General features: G+C 68.1%; 14 protein-coding genes. 13 read left to right on the top strand and 1 reads right to left on the bottom strand.

Going from position 1 to position 17652, the window contains the following annotated elements; translation table 11 throughout:
• Positions 1-255 precede the first annotated feature (255 nt).
• From E0H50_RS40490 to E0H50_RS40470, 5 genes are read left to right on the top strand one after another with little or no spacing between them, the layout of a single operon-like run.
• Positions 256-1374, top strand: coding sequence for a carbohydrate kinase family protein (locus E0H50_RS40490; RefSeq protein ID WP_238151682.1), 1119 nt, complete (start codon positions 256-258; stop codon positions 1372-1374).
• 11 nt (positions 1375-1385) lie between these two features.
• Entirely contained in the window at positions 1386-2744 is a 1359-nt protein-coding gene (locus E0H50_RS40485) for an extracellular solute-binding protein (RefSeq protein ID WP_131296471.1), read from the top strand.
• A gap of 55 nt (positions 2745-2799) precedes the next feature.
• Entirely contained in the window at positions 2800-3618 is an 819-nt protein-coding gene (locus E0H50_RS40480; RefSeq protein WP_238151681.1) for a carbohydrate ABC transporter permease, read from the top strand.
• On the top strand, positions 3615-4415 hold the full coding sequence (locus tag E0H50_RS40475) for a carbohydrate ABC transporter permease (RefSeq protein ID WP_131296469.1): 801 nt from the start codon (positions 3615-3617) through the stop codon (positions 4413-4415). The genes E0H50_RS40480 and E0H50_RS40475 overlap by 4 nt, the downstream gene beginning before the upstream one ends.
• A gap of 51 nt (positions 4416-4466) precedes the next feature.
• Complete coding sequence (locus tag E0H50_RS40470) at positions 4467-7505, top strand: PIG-L family deacetylase (protein ID WP_131296468.1); 3039 nt, start codon at positions 4467-4469, stop codon at positions 7503-7505.
• Positions 7506-7713: 208 nt separating this feature from the next.
• On the opposite strand, the gene E0H50_RS40465 is transcribed toward E0H50_RS40470, so the two are convergent.
• Positions 7714-8424: a GntR family transcriptional regulator gene (locus E0H50_RS40465; protein WP_165547463.1), complete on the bottom strand. Its 711-nt coding sequence runs from the start codon at positions 8422-8424 to the stop codon at positions 7714-7716.
• A 128-nt stretch (positions 8425-8552) separates the two neighbouring features.
• Here E0H50_RS40465 and E0H50_RS40460 point away from each other — a divergent pair, with 128 nt between their 5' ends.
• From E0H50_RS40460 to E0H50_RS40425, 8 genes are read left to right on the top strand one after another with little or no spacing between them, the layout of a single operon-like run.
• On the top strand, positions 8553-9572 hold the full coding sequence (locus E0H50_RS40460; RefSeq protein WP_202868550.1) for an Ldh family oxidoreductase: 1020 nt from the start codon (positions 8553-8555) through the stop codon (positions 9570-9572).
• Between the two features lie 31 nt (positions 9573-9603).
• Complete coding sequence (locus E0H50_RS40455) at positions 9604-10854, top strand: iron-containing alcohol dehydrogenase (protein WP_202868549.1); 1251 nt, start codon at positions 9604-9606, stop codon at positions 10852-10854.
• Positions 10851-12278, top strand: a complete 1428-nt coding sequence (locus E0H50_RS40450; RefSeq protein WP_131296465.1) for an NAD-dependent succinate-semialdehyde dehydrogenase — start codon at positions 10851-10853, stop codon at positions 12276-12278. The genes E0H50_RS40455 and E0H50_RS40450 overlap by 4 nt, the downstream gene beginning before the upstream one ends.
• Before the next feature lie 4 nt (positions 12279-12282).
• A complete protein-coding gene (locus E0H50_RS40445) occupies positions 12283-13236 on the top strand; it encodes a carbohydrate ABC transporter permease (protein ID WP_131296464.1) in 954 nt (317 codons plus the stop codon).
• A complete protein-coding gene (locus E0H50_RS40440) occupies positions 13226-14080 on the top strand; it encodes a carbohydrate ABC transporter permease (RefSeq protein WP_131296463.1) in 855 nt (284 codons plus the stop codon). The genes E0H50_RS40445 and E0H50_RS40440 overlap by 11 nt, the downstream gene beginning before the upstream one ends.
• Before the next feature lie 2 nt (positions 14081-14082).
• Positions 14083-15165: a mandelate racemase/muconate lactonizing enzyme family protein gene (locus tag E0H50_RS40435; protein WP_131296462.1), complete on the top strand. Its 1083-nt coding sequence runs from the start codon at positions 14083-14085 to the stop codon at positions 15163-15165.
• 35 nt (positions 15166-15200) lie between these two features.
• Entirely contained in the window at positions 15201-16520 is a 1320-nt protein-coding gene (locus E0H50_RS40430) for an ABC transporter substrate-binding protein (RefSeq protein ID WP_131296461.1), read from the top strand.
• 4 nt (positions 16521-16524) lie between these two features.
• Positions 16525-17565 (top strand): mandelate racemase/muconate lactonizing enzyme family protein, encoded by a 1041-nt coding sequence (locus E0H50_RS40425; protein ID WP_131296460.1) that lies wholly within the window; start codon positions 16525-16527, stop codon positions 17563-17565.
• Positions 17566-17652 lie beyond the last annotated feature (87 nt).

Here is a 17652-nt window from a genome sequence, read left to right as displayed (position 1 = left end):
CGCTCCTATCAAGTCACGCCGGCCGGCTCCTTCACACCCGCTGCCGGCAAAACGCATGCCCGTCAGCCCGAAGGCGACACCGACGATAAGAGCCAGACAACGGGTGCTCAGGATCCAACCACCGCATGAGCGGCAACATCACCCTGACACTGACCCGACGATAGCAGGCAATTCCGATCAAAAGTATGCAGGTCTTGCGCATTCATGATCATAAGTGCTTGCCAGAACGACTTTGTCAGGAGCAAGATGACCGGCATGCCTGATACGAGGTACGACCCGCTCGCTGATGCGCGCGGTCCCGGCACCGCCGAGTTCGACGTGTTCCTGTGGGGCCCGGTGTTCCTCGACATCATCTTCACCGGCCTGCCGGAGCGTCCGACGGGCGGAACAGAGGTCTGGGCGGAGGGGATGGGCTCATCGCCGGGCGGCATCGCGAACCTGGCGATCGCGGCCAGCCGGCTCGGCCTGCGGACCTCGCTGGCGGCGGCGTTCGGTGACGACGACTACGCGGACTTCTGCTGGCGGACCCTGTCCGAGCAGGAGCATGTCGACCTCGGCCGGTCGCGCCGGTTCGACAACTGGCACTCACCGGTCACGATGTCGGTCGCGTACGACGGCGATCGCAGCATGGTGACGCACGGGCACCCGTCCCCGGTGCCGGCGAGCGAGATGATCGGGCAGCCTCCACGCAGCGGGGCGGTGATCGTCGACCTCGGCGACGTCGAGCCGCTGGGTGATCCGGAACGGCCGACCTGGGTCGACCTGGCGCGCAAGGAGGGCGCCCGAGTGTTCGCCGACGTCGGCTGGGACGGCACCGGAGTCTGGTCGCCACGGGTGCTGGATCAGCTCCGGTACTGCGACGCGTTCCTGCCGAATGCCGGCGAGGCCATGGCCTACACGCGGACCGACTCGCCACAGGACGCGCTGTACGCGCTGGCCGACCGGGTTCCGTTGGCGGTGGTCACGAACGGCGCGGAAGGTGCCTTGGGCATCGATGCGAAGACGGGAGAAGAGGCCAGGGTCCCGGCGCTTCGGGTCCCCGCGCTCGACCCGACCGGTGCGGGCGATGTCTTCGGCGCCGGCCTGGTGCTCGGCACGCTGTCCGGCTGGGCGCTCGCCGATCGGCTGGCCTTCGCCACGCTGTGTTCGGCGCTCGCGGTTCAGCAGTTCGGCGGGTCGCTCGCCGCGCCCGGCTGGGGTGACATTGCGGACTGGTGGCACGACCTGCAGAAGTCCGACGACCAGAGCAGTTACAGCCGCTCGCTGCGGCGAAGGTACGAGTTCCTCGACGACATCGTCCCGAGCGTCCCCGTCGGCGCGGTCCGCCGCGCCGTGGCGACGATCGCCCGGAACGCCGACGTCACCCACAACTGAGGGAGTTCTCCATGACACGCACTACTCGGCTGGGGATCGCCGCCGGTCTTGGCCTGCTCGGCCTGGTCTCCGCCTGCACGCCCGGATCGAACACTTCGGCGCCGCCGCCGTCGACCGTGTCGTCGGTTCAGACCGACGCGTCCAAGCTGGGCGACGTGACGCTTGTGGTCTGGGATCAGGAGGTCCGGGGCGGCCAGGCGGAACAGATGAAGCAGTTGAACGATGCGTTCCAGGCGAAGTACCCGAACATCAAGCTCAAGCGGGTCTCCCGATCGTTCGATGACCTCAAGACCACGTTGAAGCTGGCGTTGACCGGCAACGAGCCGCCTGATGTGGTGGAGGCCAACAACGGCCGCTCCGACATGGGTGCGTTCGTCAAGGCGAACCAGCTGATCCCCCTCGATCCGTACGTCGCGGCGTACGGATGGGACAAGCGTTATCCGGCCTCGGTCCGGCAGTACTCCTCCTACACGCCCGACGGGAAGACCTTCGGACAGGGCAACCTGTACGGGCTTCCGCAGGTGGGTGAGGTCGTCGGCATCTTCTACAGCAAGAAGAAGCTGGCGGCGGCCGGCGTACAGCCTCCGGCGACCTGGGCAGACTTCGAGGCCTCGTTGGCTGCGCTGAAGGCCAAGGGCGAGCCGCCGCTGGTGCTCGGCAACCTGGAGAAGTGGCCGGCGATCCACGTGTTCGGGACGGCACAGGGGCGTACGACGTCGCCCGACGCGATCAAGCAGCTCGCCTTCGGGCGTAAGGGTGCCTCGTGGAAGAGCGACGAGAATCTCAAGGCGGCGCAGACGCTGACCGACTGGGTGGGCAAGGGCTACTTCAACGAGGGTTTCAACGGACAGGACTACGACCCGGCCTGGCAATCCTTTGCCAAGGGCAAGGGAACGTACCTGATCGCCGGCACCTGGTTGCAGGCCGACCTGGGCAAGGCGATGGGATCCGATGTCGGCTTCATGCTGCCCCCGGGTACGTCGGCCGACGCGAAGCCGATCGCTACGGGTGGTACCGGACTGCCGTTCGCGATCACCGCGAAGAGCAAGCACCCCGAGGCCGCGGCGGCGTACCTGAACTTCATCACCAGCCCGGACGCGATGAGCACGCTGGCGAAGACCGGGAACCTGCCGGTCGCCGACACCGCTGCGCAACAGACGACTCCGGGGCTGCAGCAGGATGTCTTCAACGCCTTCGGCAAGATCGTCACGGACGACGGTCTGGTGCCGTACCTGGACTATGCGACGCCGACCATGCCGGACACCATCGGCGCGGCGTTGCAGGACCTGCTCGCGGGCAAGGCGACTCCCGAGCAGTTCGCCGACCGGCTGGAGAAGGACTACAGTGCCTTCGCCTCGACGAACGGCTAGCCCGCCCGGTGAGCCCCGGCGCATCGCGTATCTGTACTTGCTACCGGGGTTCGCCGTGTACGCCGCTTTCCTGCTGTATCCGTTGCTTCGCTCGGTCCAGTTGTCGTTGTACGACTGGGACGGGCTGACACTCGGGCGCTGGGTCGGACTCGCGAACTACCGCGAGATCATCAGCGACGTCGGTCTCCGCGCTGCCTTCGGGCACGCGCTGGTGCTCATGGTGTTCTTCGCGGTGGTCCCGGTGTGTGTCGGCCTGCTGCTCGCCTCCGTCCTCAACCGGGCGAAGGTCCGCGGGCTGGCGTTCTTCCGGACGGTCGTGTTCCTTCCACAGGTGGTCGCGATGGTGGTCGTCGCGGTCGCGTGGCGGCGGATCTACGGACCGGACGGCAGTCTCAACGACCTGCTCCGCGCGATTGGCCTCGACTCGCTCGCCCGCGGTTGGCTCGGGGACTATGCGCTGGCGCTGCCGGCCGTCGGGTTCGTCGGCACCTGGTTCGAGACCGGGCTCGTCACCGTGTTGCTGCTGGCGGGCATGGGCCGGATCAACGGCAGCCTGTACGAGGCCGCGCGACTCGATGGCGCCGGTCCGGTCCGTGAGTTCCTCGCGGTGACCCTGCCGTCGGTTCGCGGTGAGATCGCGGTCGCGTCGACGCTCACGGTCATCGCGGCGCTGCGGACGTTCGATCTCGTCTACGTGACCACGAGCGGCGGACCGGGCAACTCGACGTCGGTACCGTCGTACGAGGTCTATCACCGGGCGTTCGAGCTCGGCCGGGTCGGCTCGGCGGCGGCGATCGGGGTGACGCTGACGCTGGTGATTCTGGCGATCTCGCTGGTGATCAACCGGATCGGCGACCGGGAGACCACCCGATGATCTCGCGGGCCGAGAAGTCGGCGAACTACGTCATCCTGCTGGCCTTCGCGGCGTTCGCGCTGGCCCCGATCCTGACCGTCGTACAGTCCGCGTTCGGCCCGGCCGACGCCGGCGAGAGCTCCGGCTTCGGGAACTTCGCGGAGGCCTGGCGGATTGGTCACTTCGGTACCTACCTGCGGATGAGCCTGAGCGTGTCGGTCTTCGTCGTCGTGGTCAGCGTGGTCCTGTCGATCCTGGCCGGCTTCGCGTTCGGGACGATGCGGTTCCGTGGCTCTGGGCCGCTGTTCTACGTGTTCCTGCTAGGGATCATGATGCCCAGCGAGGCGATCGTCGTACCGCTGTATTTCGACCTGCGCACCCTCGGCCTCACCGACACCTTCTGGGCCGTCGTGCTGCCGCAGGTCGCCCAGTCCGTTGCCTTCGGCACCTTCTGGATGCGTGCATACTTCCGGGCCGGCAGCCGGGACATCGTGGAAGCCGGCCGGCTTGACGGCGCGTCCACCCGCCGGATCCTCTGGCAGCTCCTGGTACCGCTCGCCCGGCCGGCCATCGTCACGATGACGGTGCTGGTCTTCATGTGGACCTGGAACGAGTTCCTGATCCCGCTGGTGATGGTCACCGACGAGAACCTGCGGACCGCACCACTCGGCCTGGCCTTCTTCCAGGGGCAGTACAGCCAAGGCTTCACCCTGCTCGCCGCGGGTGCGGTCATCGTCGCGACGCCGGTCGTCGTCCTCTACCTCTTCCTCCAGCGCCACTTCATCGCGGGCATGCTCGAAGGCGCCGTCAGGGAGTAAGCAACACCCGTTCGGGGGATCACCGCCCGCATCCGCCAAGGGAGACAGCAGATGAAGCGTTACCGCACGACGGTTGCCCTGCTGGCAGCCGCGGTCCTGATCCCGCTCGGAGGCCTCGCGGCCACCGGCGCGGCGCAGGCCGACAGCCAACCGACGGCGTACGTCGCCGACCGGGCAACGAAGATCGATGTGATGGGGGAGTGGGCCCATCCGGACGACGACACCAGCATCATCGGGCCGTGTGGTGTCTGGCACGAACGGTACGGCGTGAAGTGCGGCGTGATCATGGTGACCCGGGGTGAGGGCGGTGGGAACTCGGCCGGCACCGAGCTCGGGCCCGATCTCGGGTTGCGCCGGGAGAACGAGGACCGGGTCGCGCACTACCGGTCCGGGACGGTCGACATCTTCAACCTTGACCGGATCGACTTCTTCTACAACCAGAGCGCGCCGCTGACGCAGTACTTCTGGGACGAGCAGGAGACGCTGCGGAGGGTCACGCGGGTGATCCGCGAGACGCAGCCGGAGGTCTACATCGGGTTCACCCCGACCCTTGCTGCCGGCCACGGGAATCATCAGCAGGCCGGACGGTTGATCTGGGAAGGCGTGCTCGCGGCCGCGGATCCGACGATGTTCCCCGAGCAGTTGAAGGGCCCGCACGCGCTCAGCACCTGGCAGGTGAAGAAGGTCTTCTCCGGCGGAGCCACCGCAGGCACCGGCGGTACGACGGCGTCCGCCGATTGCACCACCGGCTTCACACCCAGCGGACTGGACACGGTGGTGGGCGTGTGGACCGGCTACAACTCGCCGTACAAGTGGCCCGCGGGCAACGTGCAGGGGCAGACCGCTGGTACGGCGAAGATCTGGCAGCAGGTCGCGGACGAGGGCCGCGCGGCGTACCCGACCCAGAGCCGGGTGATGTACAAGGGCACGTCGGTTCCGGCCTGTCCGCGGTTCGGTATGACCGAGTCGTTCGTGCCGTTCCAGCCGAACAGCAACGCGGCAGCCGGCCGGGACGACGCGATCCTGTTCGGCGCCACGAAGCCGGATCCCGGCGGGCTGCCGTTGGGAACGCTGGAGTACCTGACGTTCTCGCGGTTCCTGAACGTCGCCGGTGAGCCGTTCCAGGCGACGGTCCACCTCAAGTCCGGTGCGGGTCCGCTGAAGCCGGGCAAGGTCGCGTTGACGGTTCCGGACGGCTGGACGGTCAGCGCTCCACAGCGAGTCGGGTGGGTCAGCGCGAGCCGCGAGACCACAGTCACCTTTACCGTCACCCCGAGCGCGACCGCGCCCGTCAACCAGAACGCCAAGGTGTCCGCGCTCTACACCACCGACGGTAAGACCGGCTACACCGACAACCTGATCAGGATCGTCTCGCCGACCGAGGGCCGGTTCCAGCGCTGGGGAAACTGGCAGGAGTACGACGAATGGCTGGCGAACGTCGCGCCACAGGCCACCCGCCTCGGGCGATCCGCCGCGATCCAGTCGTTGGGCGTCGGACAGACTCTCGCCGTCCCGGTCGTGGTCCACAACTGGTCGAGCCAGCCGCAGAGCGGAGCGGTCAGCCTCACTCTGCCGTCGAACTTCACCGTCGACGCCCCGTCGCTGCCGTACACGAACCTGGCAGCGGGCGCCGAGACGACAGTGACGTTCCAGGTCACGAACACGGACACCTCGTTGCCGGCCGCGCAGAACGTGTCGATCCCGGTCACCACGACGTACAGCGCCCCGGCCGGGAGCGGAAACGAGTCGCTGACGTTGTCTCTGGTTCCGACGACGTCGATCGCTCAGACGCCCAGCAGCCCGGTCGTGGACGGCAAGGCCGACCCGGGTGAGTACCCTGGCCCGACGCTCGACCTAGGCCGGATCTGGCAGGGCGCGAGCGCCTGCACCGGCGTCGACGACTGCGGCGTTTCGTCAACAGGAGAAGGCAATACCGCCAAGGTCAGCTGGTCCGACGACGCGCTCTACTTCTTCATCCACGTCCGCGACGACTACCAGTCGTACGCCGTGACACCGGAGGAATGTGTCGGTCACTGGCAGGCCGACTCGGTCGAGATCCTGTTGGATCCGCGCGGTAACGCTTCCCAAGCGAAGATGGACACGGCGAACACGTTCAAGCTCGGTATCTTCCCGTTCACCAACGATCCTGCCAACCGCAACGGCAACGGCGCGAACGGCGCCTGCTGGTCACGCGACGCCGACAACCACCAGGGCTACTCGACAGGCCCACTCGGCACCGGCAACGCGCCGGGCGTACAGGTCGCCTCGACTGCGCAGTGGGTCGGCAGCAACGAGACCACGGTCCCGCACGCGTACGCCGGGGGCGGCTACGACCTCGAGGTGAAGATCCCGCTCGCCGACCTTCCGTCCGCTGTCGACCCGGCGCGGCTCGGGCTGAACATCACGCCGTACGACAACGACGACACGTCAGCACCTGGTACGACGACGTTGCGGCATATCGACATGAGTACGCGACTCGGGTGGTCGGCGCTCGGATCGGTGCAGTCCGACCCGTACCGCTGGGGGCTCGCCACGCTTCCCGGGTACACACCGCCGGCGGACCGCCCGACGACGCCGGCCGCGCCGAACGTCTCCAATCCCAACCTCAACGGAGTCTTCTCCCCGCAGACGATCGCGCAGTCGGCGCGCAACGGCGTACCGATCTCCGGACGTACGCCGGTGACCGCGTCGAACTCGATCACGATCAAGAAGGCGACCATCGGCAAGTCCTCGGTCGACGTCGACCTCACATCGACCGGATCGGGGAGTGCGCAACTGTACCTGTGGACCGGCCTGATCGGCGCGATCCCCGTGTACACGACGAGCTGCTCACCCGCCGACGACCCGGCCCCCGACTACGGCCTGACCGCCTGTGCCGTGACCGACGGCGGAACCCCGCCATGGTCGCCCGACATGAGCGGTCACGTCGTCAATCATGCGGCCACCCCGATCACCCCGGTCAGCAAGCGAGTAAGCATTCCGGTCACCCCGGCTCAACGCACCACCCTGCTCCGTGACGGCCGGCTGTTGATCTCCTACCAAACCCCCGACGACAAGGTCCAGGCCATCAACCTGAACCTCGCCAAGTAGCGCAGCAATGGAAGCGGCGAGGAGGATCGACCAGATCCTCCTCGCCGCTTTCGAGACTCAACTGGCTCTGCCGGTGAACTTCTACGGTCCGGAGTTTCCACCGTTGCACCGCCTCATGGACGCGCTGACCAGATCGAGGCCTTGCGGCGCGCGGGCGTCCGGGGGACGACCGTCGGTCTAGCAGGTGACGCGTAGCCCGATCATGCTGTCAGTCTCCGGTCACGACCGTTGAGGCGGTCGCCTGCTCGGGGGGTGAGGCGAACGCGGTGCGGAGGCGGGTACGGGACGCGGTGAGGTGTGCGCGCATGGCGTCGGTCGCGGATTCCGGCGAGCGCTGCCGGATCGCGGTCACGATCTGGTCGTGTTCGTCGAGGGCGTCCTCGGTGACGCGGCTGTCGCGTAGTAGCCGGAAGAGCTGCAGGTGGCAGTGCAGCTTCGCGAAGATCTCGCCGAAGTAGCTGTTTCCGGTCGCGGTGAGCACCGCCTCGTGGAACTCCGCGTCGGCCCGCGCGAACGCGGCGTACGACATCGTGCCCGCCTGGTACCGGGCGCGCATCTCGGCGGCGATGGCGGCGATCCGCTCCGCCTCGCCGCCGCGGTGCCGGCCGGCCGCGAGGCCCGAGCAATGAGGCTCGATCAGGAAGCGCGCCTCGAAGAGGTCCTCGAACCGCTCCGGCGTCAGCTTCGGCGTCGCGGAGTATCCGATCAGATGTGTCTTGGTGACCAGGTCTTCGGCCTCCAGCCGGTTCAGCGACTCGCGGACCGGGGTCTGCGACACCCCGAGCCGGCGCGCCAGCTCGTCCACCCGGATCCGCTCACCCGGCTGGATCTCGCCGTCCAGCAGGAATCCCTGCAGCCGCTCGTAGACGACATCACTCATCCGGGCCTTCCCCGGACGCTCCGTGCGGCGTTGGCTCATCTGTTGTCCATCCAGTCGGAAGAAATCTGTGGATTCGTATTCACGGACCATTGCAAATCGTATCCGATCTGATCTAACCTCCCAAGGAATCGAGCGCTGTATACGAATGCACCACCGGGATGGTCGACGTGCACACAGATCTGCTCACGGCCCAAGCACTGGCCGAACGTCTCCTGATCACCGCAGGTGTGCCCGCCCCGGCCGCCGCCGAACAAGCCGAGCTCCTGATCGTCGCCGAGGCCAAAGGGCTCCCGTCGCACGGTTTGCTCCGGCTGCCGCGCCTGCTCCGCCGCCTGGCGAACGGTACGGCGAGCCCGACCAGCACCGGCCGGCACGAGTGGCAGAGCCCCTGCGACCTGAGCGTGGACGGCGAGCAGGGCCTCGGCCCGGTCGTCGCCCTGCGCGCGCTCGACGCGATCGCACCCCGCGCCGAGCAGTTCGGCGTCGCGGTCTGCGCGATCACCAACAACAACCACCTCGGCATGCTCGGGTACTACGCCGCCCGGATGGCCGACCGCGGGCTCGCCTGCTTCGGGATGACCACGAGCGAGGCGCTGGTCCACCCGTGGGGAGGCACTGAGGCGATGGTCGGCACCAACCCGCTCGCGCTCGCGGTCCCGGCCCGGCCGGCGCCGCTGGTGCTGGACATGGCCACCTCGAAGATCTCGATGGGCAAGGTCCACGACCACGCGATCCGCGGCGTCCCGCTGGAGCCCGGCTGGGCACTGGATGCCGAGGGCAACGAAACCGTGGATCCGGTCGCCGCCAAGGCCGGCTCGATCGCGCCGTTCGGGGGAGCCAAGGGCTATGGCCTCGGGCTCGGCCTGGGCGCGATGGTCACCTTCCTCACCGGCGCGGCGTACGGCACCGATGTCGGCGGCACGCTGGACGACATCCGCCCGAGCAACAAGGGTGACCTGTTCATCCTGCTCGGCGGCGGTCGGCACAGTGTCGCAGAGGCCTCGGAGTACCTGGACCAGGTACGACGCAGCCGCCGCGCCGACCCGGACACTCCCGTCGCGGTCCCCGGCGACGGTGCCCGCGTCCGCCATCAGAATTCTATTGCTCAAGGCATCGAGATTGCCGACAGCCTGTGGCGCGAGCTCATCGCTCTCGACACTGCGCGCGAAGCAGTCCTGGCCGATTGATCCCGCCCTCGACCGGACAAGGACCACCCCTATGACCATGACTGACGTCGGCTTCGGCGTGCAGCGGGCGCCCCGCACGGTTGTCTTCGGGGCCGGCCAGCGCGCGCTGCTCGGCCGGCACGCTGCCGCCCACGGCAGTACGGCGCTCGTCTGCACCGACCAGCGCCTCGCCGACTCGCCCGAGTTCGCCGGAATGCGCGCCGACCTGGAAGATCACGGCCTCACCCTGCACGTCTGGAGCGCGACCGCCCCCGAGCTGCCGATGTCCGACATCGACGCCTGCTACGACGCGATGGAGTACGCCGGGATCGACGTCGTGATCGGTATCGGCGGCGGCAGCTGTCTCGACCTGGCCAAGGCGGAGGCACTGCTGCTCGCTCACGGCGGCCCGATCGACCAGTACTACGGGGAGAACGCCGTCCCCGGCCCTGTTCTCCCGGTCATCGCCGTCCCGACCACCGGCGGCACCGGCTCGGAGGTGACGCCGGTCTGCGTGCTCAGCGACAGCCGCCGCGAACTCAAGGCCGGGATCTCCTCGCCACATCTGATCCCGGCCGTCGCGATCTGCGACCCGGAGCTCACCTACACCTGCCCACCGAGTTTGACCGCGAGCGCCGGCGCGGATGCCGTGTCGCACCTGGTCGAGTCGTTCACCGCGATCCAGCGGCCCGCGTCGGCGATCGCCGAGGGCCGGGTCTTCATCGGCAAGAACGTGATCAGCGACTTCTACGGCCGCTGGGGCCTCGAACTGCTGCAGCGGGCGCTCCCGGCAGCGTTCGAGAACCCGACAGACCGGCAGGCGCGCTCCGACGTGATGCTCGCCGCCAACGCCGGCGGATACGCGCTGGGCGTCGCCGGCACGGCGGCCGCCCACGCCTTGCAGTACCCGCTCGGCGCGTTGACCCACACCCCGCACGGCGTCGGCGTCGGCGTCCTGCTCCCGTACGTCATGCGCTACAACGCCCCGGCCCGGATCGACGAGTTCGCCGAGATCGCCACGATCTTCGGCAGGCCCGCCGCGGACAGCCGCGAGGCCCGGGCCGTCCAGGGCATCGAAGCCGTCGAGGCCCTGCTCGACCGGATCGGCATCCCACCGACGCTCAAGGAGCTCGGGCTCACCGAGGACCAACTCCCGTACGTCGCCGAGCTGGGTATGCGGTCCGCCCGCCTGGTCGACAACAACCCGCGTCCGCTCGACGTCGACGCGCTGCTCGAGATCACCCGGGCCGCGTACGCCGGCGATCGCGGCAACCCCTTCCAAGCCACCGGAGCCAGCAGATGACTTCACCGCACGACCTGTTCATCGACGGACAGTGGCGCCCGGCATCCGACGGCCGGCGATTCCCTGTTCACGACCCTGCCGACGGCTCCGAGCTTGCCCAGTTCGCCGCCGCGACCGAGGCCGACTGCCTGGACGCGGTCGACGCGGCCGCCGCCGCCCTGGCCGGCTGGGCCGCCACGCCACCGCGGAAGCGCTCCGAGCTGTTGCGCGCCTGCTTCGAGATCCTCACCGCCGAGCGCGAGACCTTCGCCGCGCTCATCACCGCCGAGAACGGCAAGGCGTACGCCGACGCGCTCGGCGAGGCGGCGTACGCGGCCGAGTTCTTCCGCTGGTTCGCCGAGGAGGCGGTTCGGATCGGCGGCGACTTCCGCCTCTCGCCCTCGGGTGACAAGACCATCGTCGTCCGGCGCGAGCCGATCGGCGTCTCGATCCTGGTCACGCCGTGGAACTTCCCGGCCGCGATGGCGACCCGCAAGATCGCGCCCGCGCTCGCGGCCGGCTGCTCGGTGGTCCTGAAACCGGCCGGCCAGACCCCGCTCACCGCGGCGTACGTCGTCGAGGTGCTGCGCCGGGTCGGCGTACCGGCAGGTGTGGTCAACCTGGTCACTCCGGAGCACGCCGGCCCCGCCGTGCGGGCGATGCTGCACCACCCCGCCGTACGGAAGCTCTCCTTCACCGGGTCGACCGAGGTCGGGCGGCTGCTGCTGCGCGAGGCGGCCGACCAGGTGATCAGCCCGTCGATGGAACTCGGTGGCAACGCCCCGTTCGTGGTCATGTCTGGCGCGGACGTAGCTGCCGCGGTCGAGGGCGCGATGGTCGCCAAGATGCGCAACGGCGGCTCGGCCTGTACGGCGGCCAACCGCTTCTACGTGCACTCGTCGGTGATCGACGACTTCACCACCCAGATCACGCAGGCGATGAAGGCCGTCACGATGGGCCCGGGCAGCGACCGGTCCAACGAGCTCGGCGCTCTGGTCTCACCCGAGGAGCGCGACAAGGTCGCCGCCTTGGTCGACCGGGCGGTCGACGAGGGCGCAACCCTGATCCTGGGCGGCGAGCCGTCACCGGTCGGCGCGTTCTACCCGCCGACCGTGCTCACCGACGTGCAGCACGGCAGCGAGATCAACCAGACCGAGATCTTCGGCCCGGTCACCGCGATCGTCGAGTTCACCGACGTGGACGAAGCGGTGCGGATGGCCAACGACACCATCTACGGCCTGATCGCCTACGTGTACGGCGATCCCGCGCAGGCGCTGGCCGTGGCGCAGCGGCTGGACGCCGGCATGGTCGCGGTCAACCGGGGCGTGCTGAGCGACCCGGCCGCCCCGTTCGGCGGCACCAAGCAGTCCGGTCTCGGCCGGGAAGGCAGCTCCGAAGGGATTCTCGAGTTCCTGGAGGAGAAGTACATCGGGATCGAGGTGTGAGGCGATGGCGAACGCCGTACTGCCGACCGTGGCACCGCCGCCGGACGTAGCCGGCCCGAAGCCGAAGCGGCGCCCGAAGCCGAAGCCGAAACGGCAGAACCTGGCCGGCTGGCTGTTCGTCGGCCCGGTCATCCTCGGCGTGCTGTTCTTCCAGCTCGCCCCGGTCGCCGCCAGCCTGGTGGTGTCGCTGACCAACTGGTCCGGGCTGAACACGCCGAAGTTCCTTGCCTTCGACAACTACAAGGAGCTGTTCACCGCCGACGACACGTTCTGGCCGTCGCTGAAGAACACGGTGATCTTCACCCTGGCGGTGGTGGTGCTGACGATCGGCATCGGGCTCGCGCTGGCGGTGCTCTGCAACCAGAAGGTCAAGGGCATCGGGATCTTCCGGACCCTGTACTACTCGCCCGCGGTCACCAACGTGGTCGCGATCGGGTTCGTCTGGTTCTGGTTGTACGACCCGGACAACGGCCTGTTCAACTCGACGCTGCGGACGATCGGCATCCACGGGCCGGCCTGGTTGTCGGACACCAAGACGGCGCTGATCGCGGTCATCGTGGTGGCGATCTGGCAGGGCGTCGGCTACCCGATGGTGATCCTGCTGGCCGGGCTGCAGAGCATCGACCAGTCGTTGCTCGAGGCAGCGACCGTGGACGGCGCTTCGGCCTGGCGGCGGTTCTGGTCGGTGGTCGTGCCGCTGCTCACGCCGAGCCTGTTCTTCCTCACGATCACGCAGTTCATCACCTCGTTCCAGGTGTTCGGAATCATCTACGTGATGACGTCGGGCGGCCCGAACAACGCCACCTCGGTGTTCATCTTCCACATCTACGAGGCCGCGTTCGGGCACGGCCGGCTCGGGTACGCCTCGGCGATGGGCTGGGTGCTGTTCGTCATCGTCGGCGTCGTCACGGCGATCCAATGGCGGCTGGAGAAGCGGTGGGTGCACTATGACAACTGAAGCCATCAGGGTGTACAACCGCGCTCCACGGCACATTCCGCGCAGGGTCGTGATCCTCGCGGTGCTGATCGTGCTCGCGGTCGTCTTCGCGATGCCGCTGCTCTGGATGGTCAGCGCGTCGCTCAAGCCGGAGAACGAGGTACTCCAGTCGCCGCCGTCGTTCATCCCGTCGACGGCGCAGTGGGCGAACTACTCGCAGGCCGGCCACGGGCTCCTGCCGTTCTTCCTCAACAGCTGCAAGCTGGCCGCGCTGAACGTCGGCTTCCTGCTGGTCTTCGCCTCGATGGCCGGGTACGGGTTCGCCCGGCTGAACTTCGCTTTCAAGAACCTCGCGTTCGCGCTGCTGCTGTCGACGGCGATGATCCCGAGCATGGTGTACCTCGTCCCGCAGTACATGCTGTTCCGCGAGATGGGGTGGATCGACACCCACTACCCGCTCTGGATCCCGAACGTGCTCACACCGGTGTTCGGCACGTTCCTGCTCCGGCAGGCGTTCCGCGGCGTACCGGTCGAGCTCGAGGAGGCCGCCAAGCTCGACGGCGCGTCGATCTTCGGCACCTTCTGGCGGATCATGCTGCCGCAGGTGAAACCGGCCCTGGCCGCGGTCGGCGCACTCACCTTCATGGGCTCCTGGAACGACCTGTTCGGCCCGCTGATCTTCCTCAACTCCACGCGCCTGCAGACGATGCCGATCGCGCTGGCGCTGTTCAAGGGTGAGTACTTCACCCAGACCAACCTGATGATGGCGGCCGCCACGCTGACCATCCTGCCGCCGCTCCTGCTCTTCCTGCTCGCCCAGAAGTACTTCGTCCAGGGCATCACGATGTCCGGCCTGAAAGGATAGCCATGCGGATCACCCAGATCGAGTCCATCATCCTGCTCGACAAGCTGCACATCGTGAAGGTGCACACCGACGAGGGCCTGGTCGGCGTCGGCGAGATCAGCCCGATGAACGCGCACGTCAGCCACAGCGTGGTCGAGCAGGCGATGGCGCCGCTGCTGGTCGGCGAGGAGGCGACCGACATCGAGCGGCTGTGGCGCCGGATGTACACCAAGCCGTACAAGCTCGGCCCCGGCGGCGCACAGCTGAACGCGATCGCCGGGATCGACATCGCGCTGTGGGACCTGCTCGGCAAGGCCGCCGGGCTGCCCGTCTACCAGCTGCTCGGCGGCAAGTACCGGCCGAGCGCGAAGGTCTACGCGAGCTCGATGTCGCGCTCGATGACTCCGCAACAGGAGGCCGAGCGGGCCAAATCCTTCCAGGAGAAGGGTTTTCACGGCTACAAGATCCACTCCTCGACGCCGTGGATGCACGACGACGGCTTCGACCAGACGATCGCCACCGTGACTGCGGTCCGGGACTTGGTCGGGGACGACTTCCCGATCCTGGTCGACGTCAACAACGCGTACTACGAACACACGGCCATCAAGATGGCGCACGCGCTGGAGGACCTCGGCGTGTGGCACTTCGAGGAACCGCTCGCCGCGCACGACTACGCGGCGTACGGGCGGCTCGCCGACGCGGTCGACATCCCGATCGCCGCGGGCGAGCAGGAGTACACCACCTGGCAGTTCCGCGACCTGATCCAGACCGGCAAGGTCGACATCCTGCAGCCCGACGTGATCAAGTGCGGCGGCATCACCGAGCTGAAGAAGATCGCCGTCCTCGCGGACACCTACACCAAGCCGATCACGGTGCACAACACCCAGCAGACGATCGGGACCTCGGCGCACGCCCATGTCTGGGTCAGTACGCCGGCCTGCGTCTACCCGCAGGAGTACAACATCGAGCACAACCCGATCCTCGACGACGTACCGATCTGGAAGAACCCGCTCGTCCCGGTGAACGGCGAGATCACGCCGTGGGAGCTGCCCGGTCTGGGCATCGAGCTGGACGAGGACGCGGTGGCCAAGCTCCGCACGAACTGACCAATCCCCTGAGTTTCGAAAAGACAGGAACGACCATGACAGAGATCTCTCGCCGGTCGGTGCTCAGAGCGCTCGGCATCACCGGTGGCGCGCTCGCCACCGGACTCCCGCTCGCGGCGTGCGGCGGCAACGGCGCCGGCGGCGGTGCGGGCGGCGGCAGCAAGAACGCCTCCTTCATGACCTGGGACACCACCAGCGGTACGCCGCTCTACAACGTCGCGGAGAACTGGGCCAAGGGCGCCGGCAAGACCATCGACATCCAGTCGGTCCCCGGGGACGACTACGACACCAAGCTCCGGACCGTGCTGTCGTCCGGGGCCGCGCCGACGGTCATCCGGATCAACGACGACTACGTCCGCGGCTACTATGCCGAGGGATCGCTGCTCGACCTCCGTCCGTACCTGGAGAAGGACGGGATCAAGCCGGACGACTACTTCCCGGTCGCATACAACTTCGCCAAGCAGCCGGACGGCGCGCACGCCGCCTGGCCGATCATGACCAACCCGGGCATTCTGATCTGCAACACCGACGCCTTCGCGGAGGCCGGTGTCGAGCTGCCGCCGAAGGACTGGGCGGACAGCGGCTGGACCTGGGACGACTTCGTCGAGGCGGCGAAGAAGCTGACCAAGCCGAACGGCGAGCGCTGGGGCGCGCTGGTCTTCCCGGACACCTCGCTCGAGACCGTGTTCCCGGTCAGCAACGGCGGCGACGGCATCTACTCCAAGGACGCGACCCGGTTCGCGCTGGCCGAGCCGCAGGGCGCCGAGGCGATCCAGTGGGTCGCGGACCTGGCGCTCAAGCACAAGGTGCACCCGGACTTCGCCACCGTGACGGCCGGCCGTCAGACGCCGAACTGGGCGTTGTCCCAGCTCGGCACCGGCAAGGTAGCGATGGTGCTCTCGCTCACCAGCGGCATCCCGTACCTGCGCAAGAACGCCAAGGTGAAGTGGGACATCTTCCCGACCCCGATGAAGGTGAACCGGACCACGGTCAACACGCTCACCGTGCTCGCGGTCCCGAAGGCATCCAAGGATCCCGACGCGGCGTGGGACTTCCTGAAGTACTGCGCGGGCGCCGACGCGGCGAAGCTGCTGGCCGAGTCGCGCGGGTTCATGCCAGTGGCGAAGAGCTCGGCGTCGCTGTTCGTCGCCGACGACAAGGCCCCGGCGAACCTGGCGATGGTGACCCAGGCGCTCGGCAACGCGGTGAACGAGAACTTCAGCCGCTACATCGAGCGCGCCCGGACTGTCTACCGGCCGGTGCTCGACGACGTCTGGAGCGGGAAGAAGAGTGCCGAGGAGGCGCTCGGTAGCGTCAAACCGAAGGTCGAAGACGTCCTCGCAGGCAAGGGATGACCGGATGAAGATCACTGACATCACCGTCGAGGTGACCTCGGAGCCCAAGGCGCACGCGGTCCGGGACGCGATCCAGTTGCTCGACCGGAACGGGCACACTCGCGTCCGGATCGACACCGACGAGGGCGTGAGCGGCGAGAGTACGACGTACTTCGGTCGCGTCGAGAGCTCACCGGCGATCCTCGGCAAGCTGATCGAGGACCAGTTCGCGCCGGTGATCGTAGGGGAGGACCCCACGCTGATCCGCGGGATCCGGCAGCAGTTGCAGACGCTCACCGACTACCAGGGGACGGCGGGACTGTCGTCGTACGGGATCTCGGCGATCGACCAGGCGTTGTGGGATCTGCTCGGCAAGTCGTTGGGCGTGCCGGTGTGGAAGCTGCTCGGTGCGCAGCGGACGGCGATCCCGTCGTACGCGATGGTCGGCTGGCTCGAGCTCGACGTGGCGGGTCTGGAGCGGGTGTCGGCGCAGGCGATGGAGCAGGGTTTCCGGGGTGTGAAGATGAAGGTCGGCGGCGGGCCGCTGACCGCGGACGTGCAGCGGATCAAGGCGGTCCGGAACGTGATCGGGCCGGATGCGCCGCTGATGGTCGACGCGAACCAGGCGTTCGGGTACGCCGAGGCGCTGCGGCGCGGCCGGGTGTACGAGGAGCTGGACTGCCGGTGGTTCGAGGAACCGTTGCCGGCCGGGGACACCGAGGGTCATGTGCGGCTGGCGGAGAAGCTGGACATCCCGATCGCGACGGGGGAGAACCGCTACGGGCAGGCCGCGTTCCGGGACCTGATCGCGCGCGGCGGTGTCGGCGTCGTACAGCCTGATCTGCGGCGGGCCGGCGGGGTGACGGACTGTCTCGAGATCGGGCTGCTGGCGGCCGGGTTCGGGGTGCCGTACGCGTCGCACGGCGGCGGTGCGCACATTCACGTGCTGGCGGCGTTGCCGAACACGATCTACGTCGAGAGCGGTCTGCTGAACGGCAACGTCGAACTGGTCGACGGGTGCTACCCGTTGCCGGAGGGACCCGGCCTGTCGTCCTGGAACGGCTGAAACTCCGCCACCCGAAGTCACCAACTGACGGCGGATCCGGCCGGCTGGCTACTGCAGCTGCAGTAGCTCGGTGGTGTGGGAGGGGTT

The organism is Kribbella sindirgiensis, assembly GCF_004331435.1.
Lineage (GTDB): Bacteria > Actinomycetota > Actinomycetes > Propionibacteriales > Kribbellaceae > Kribbella > Kribbella sindirgiensis.
This window is presented reverse-complemented; position numbering and strand designations above follow the sequence as displayed.